General features: G+C 67.9%; 3 protein-coding genes and 2 pseudogenes. All 5 read right to left on the bottom strand.

All coding sequences use genetic code 11. The features are described 5' to 3' along the window. Positions 1 to 239, bottom strand: a pseudogene (locus VFT73_RS10950) (hypothetical protein); the annotation flags it as partial. An 86-nt stretch (positions 240 to 325) separates the two neighbouring features. Next, a complete protein-coding gene (locus tag VFT73_RS10945) occupies positions 326 to 1,093 on the bottom strand; it encodes a TIGR02186 family protein (RefSeq protein WP_326410912.1) in 768 nt (255 codons plus the stop codon). After that, positions 1,090 to 2,001 carry a sulfite exporter TauE/SafE family protein gene (locus VFT73_RS10940; protein ID WP_326410910.1) on the bottom strand — a complete coding sequence of 304 codons (912 nt, stop codon included), beginning with the start codon at positions 1,999 to 2,001 and terminating at the stop codon, positions 1,090 to 1,092. The genes VFT73_RS10945 and VFT73_RS10940 overlap by 4 nt, the downstream gene beginning before the upstream one ends. A gap of 50 nt (positions 2,002 to 2,051) precedes the next feature. Next, on the bottom strand, positions 2,052 to 3,155 hold the full coding sequence (locus VFT73_RS10935) for a hypothetical protein (protein ID WP_326410908.1): 1,104 nt from the start codon (positions 3,153 to 3,155) through the stop codon (positions 2,052 to 2,054). Continuing rightward, positions 3,152 to 3,643, bottom strand: a pseudogene (locus VFT73_RS10930) (hypothetical protein); the annotation flags it as partial. The pseudogene VFT73_RS10930 and the gene VFT73_RS10935, both read right to left, overlap by 4 nt.

The following is a 3,643-nucleotide window of genomic DNA, read 5'->3' as shown; positions in this document are numbered from 1 at the left end:
TTCACCTGGCTGCCGACCTGGCCGGACATGGCGACGGACGGGTCCTTGTGCGACTGGAGCGCCGCCAGGGCGCCCCCGTCCATGCGGATCTGCGAACCGGAACCCGCGATCTCGAGAACCTCGCCGACCTGCGGGAGCTGTGCGGATGACGGTTTCGCCGCAGCTGGCGCTGGCTCGTCCGCCTCACTGAAGCTGCTGACTTCATTGAGGAATTCGTGCAGGTTCGGCCGGTCGTCCATATGCGTTACGCTCCCAGACAATTCGTCTGCGAAGCCCCTTACGCCCGAGCGGTTAAAATTAACTTAGGACAACAGTGTGGCGAGGGTCAGAAACGGCGTCGGAAGGCGACCGCGGCGGCCCAGCCGAGGCCGAGCGACATCGCCACGCAGGCAAGGCCGTAGAGGAAGCGATTGCGCCGCGACGCCAGCCACACATAACGTTCGAAGCCCGACTTGTTGATCTGGATGTCGCGCGTCGCCGCGGCGATGACCCGGCCGCGATCGATCAGGAACGTCTCGGCGGTGTAGGTGCCGACGGGCACCTGGCTGGGGATAGTGATCACCGCCCGGTAGAGGATTCCGTCAGTGATCTCCACGCCGTGCGGGCTCTCGGCGTAAAGCCCGGCGCGGGAGCGCAGGTCGAGCAGGCCGGCTTCGAAGTGCCGCTCCTTGTCCGGCAGGGTGGCTCCGCCGGGCGACAGCTGGAGGTTGTGGATGCCGAGCTCGTAAATCGACGCCGTGCGCTCATCGACGAGGTCGTGGATCGGCTGCGACGAAGCGACCGCGTAGAAGCTCGGCGCCGACCGGAAGCGGCTCTGGTCGGCGTTCATCCAGATGCCGGCGATCTTCTGCTTTTCGCGCACCAGGATCGGCTGAACCGGACCGCGAAGCACCACCGCGATGTCGGGCGGCCGGGCGGGCGTGCGTCCGTCGGGGTAGGCGATGGCCCCGAACAGGAGCAGCTGCGCGCCGGAAAAGCTGTAGCGGATCTGCACCTTGCGCGCCGATATGTCCGGCACGAGCACCGGCTTCGCCGCGCCGATCAGGAGCGGAGCGGCGGCGGCGAGGGCGGCGAAGGCGAAGCGGCGGCTCACAGATATTCGATCGAGAAGATCTCGTCGGGGCGCCAGAACAATCCGAGGAACATGCGCAGCGCGACAAGCAGGATGATGGCCGACAATGCGAGCCGCAGATAATCGGGCTTCATCCGGGTCGTTAGGAGAGCGCCATATTGCGCGCCGATGACTCCGCCGACGAGCAGCAAGGCGGCGAGCACGATATCGACGGCGCGCGTGGTCAGCGAATGCACCATCGTCGTCCCGGCGCTGACGGCGAGGATCATCACCAAGCTGGTGCCGATCACCACGCGGGCCGGCATGCCGAGCAGGTAGATCATCGCCGGCACGAGGATGAACCCGCCGCCGATTCCGAGGAGGACAGTCATCACGCCCGCGCCGAAGCCGATCACGAGGGGAGCGACAGGGGAAATATACAGGCCCGAGCTGTAGAAGCGCCAGCGCAGCGGGAGCGAGGCCACCCAGCGATTGTGCCGCGGCCCGTGAGCCTCGGGGGTCTTGCCGGACATCAGCCCGAGCGCGACCAGCGAATCTTTGAGCATGAGCCCGCCGATCCCGACGAGGATGACGACGTAGAGGAAGCTGATCACCACATCGACCTGCCCGCTCGCCTGCAGCATCCGGAACAGGGCCGCGCCGACGAAGGAGCCCAACAGGCCGCCGACGATCATCACGCCCGCCATCTTCAGATCCACCCCGCCGCGGCGCATGTGGACCATCGCGCCCGAGACGCTCGCGCCCGTGATCTGGGTGGTGGCGGACGCGACCGCGACGGTCGGAGGAATGCCGTAGAAGATCAGCAGCGGCGTCGTGAGGAATCCGCCGCCGATCCCGAACATGCCCGAGAGCACGCCGACGAGGAAGCCCAAGATGACGATGAACAGAGCGTTCACCGACTGACCTGCGATCGGGAGATAGACGTGCATCCGGCGCGGAGGAGTAGCCGGAAAATGGCGCTTCGGCCAAGCGTGCGGCGCTAGAAATCCCCGGCCAGCGTAATCGCCGGTCCAGAACCGGGCGCGGCGTTCCCGGCGAGGCGCTGCCGCCAGTCCACATGCACCCGCAGGTTGTTCCTGACGCGCATGGTCACGCGCGGGCCGGCATCGACGCGGTAGACGCCCGGCTGGGCTCCGCCCCAGACGCCAGCCCCCGCCGAGAATTGCTTGTAGACCGGCCGGGTCAGCGTGAGGCCGCCATCGACGAACCGGTCGCGGCTGTGGAATCCGACGATGCCGCCTTGCAGATAGCCGTCGAGCAGGAGGTGCATCGGCATCGGCCGATCCCACACCCCGGCCTCGAAGAACAAAGCGAAAGCGTTGCGCCCGCCGCCATAGCGGCCGATCCGCTGGCGGCGCTCGGCGGTGACCCAAACCGGAATTCCGCCAATGGGCTGGATACGGACTCCGGCCGCGACCTCGCCGCCGCGACGGCCGACTTCGGACGTGCTGCGCAGGGTCGCCGAAATCTGCCCGGTGAAATTGTACGACAGCCGCGCCCCGGCCTGGCTTCCGCCCAGCGAACCGCCATTGGCGAGCGATTGCGGACCGGCGATACCGCCCCGCTGCGGCCGAAGTAGCGCCCAGGCGGTTAGCTGGAGGCGATCGATATGGTTGCGCTTTAGCTCGGCCGGCAGGCTCTGCGCGGGCGTGACGACTGTCGACCGCAGCGGCGGCATCGACGTCGACGCAATGCGCGACAGCGGCCATTCGTCGAGCGCGGGAATGGGCGCGTAAAATTGCGGCCGCGGCTCCGGAAGGATGGTCGTCAGCTGTGTTGGAGCGGATGGCAATGCGGTCGGCTGGTAATAGACCGGAATGACCACCGGCCTGCTGTAACCGCTCATCGCGCCCGGATCGGCGTAGCTCAGCGACGCGTCGCGCATGTCGGCCCAGCCGTCGTCGCTCGCAGCGGGCGCGATCGGCTCGATCGGCGGGAAGTGCGTCGGAACGATCGCCGGCGGCTTGGCATCGCTTCGATCGATCTGGAAAATCTCCGCGCCTGGCAGTGCGCCGAGCGTCGCCGCGCGCAAGCCCGCCCAGCCGATGACCGCCACGGCGAGGAAGCGGAGCGACGGCCTCATCGCGGCAGCTCCGCGGGGAAGACGTGGCGCGTCTTGTCCCAGCGGGTCGCTCCGCCGCCGAGGTGAATGGCGACCGCGCGTCCTGCGGCGAGCATGGCGATCACATTGCCGACGACCAGGCGCGGAATGGAGAGGAGTCCCTGGCCGAGCCCGTAAGCGGAGCAGGTGAAGCAGGCGCGCATTAGGACTCGCCATGCGAGCAGCCATGCGTTGATCGTCAGCAAGGTGACCAGCAGGGGATCGAACCGTGCATGGATCGGCGCGCCCAGCGCTTCGGCAAGCCAGATCTGCGCCCACAGAAAGGCCGCGGCATAAGCAGCGAGCAGAAGCAGCGCGGCGAGGGGCCCGCGGCGGTCGCGCATCCGCATCCATCGCTCGCCGAGGCCGCCACTCCAGCCGAGCCGGTCCCATCCGGCAAGCGCGATTCCTCCGAGCCAGCGCGCCTTCTGCCGGACTGCAGCGCCCAGGCTAGCCGGGAAATGGCCGCG

The sequence above is a fragment of the Sphingomonas sp. genome (assembly GCF_035758555.1).
Lineage (GTDB): Bacteria > Pseudomonadota > Alphaproteobacteria > Sphingomonadales > Sphingomonadaceae > Sphingomonas_B.
This window is presented reverse-complemented; position numbering and strand designations above follow the sequence as displayed.

Coding starts and splice junctions, on each gene's coding strand:
- VFT73_RS10935 (WP_326410908.1), bottom strand. CDS start 3,155: ATGAGGCCGTCGCTCCGCTTCCTCGCCGTGGCGGTCATCGGCTGGGCG.
- VFT73_RS10940 (WP_326410910.1), bottom strand. CDS start 2,001: ATGCACGTCTATCTCCCGATCGCAGGTCAGTCGGTGAACGCTCTGTTC.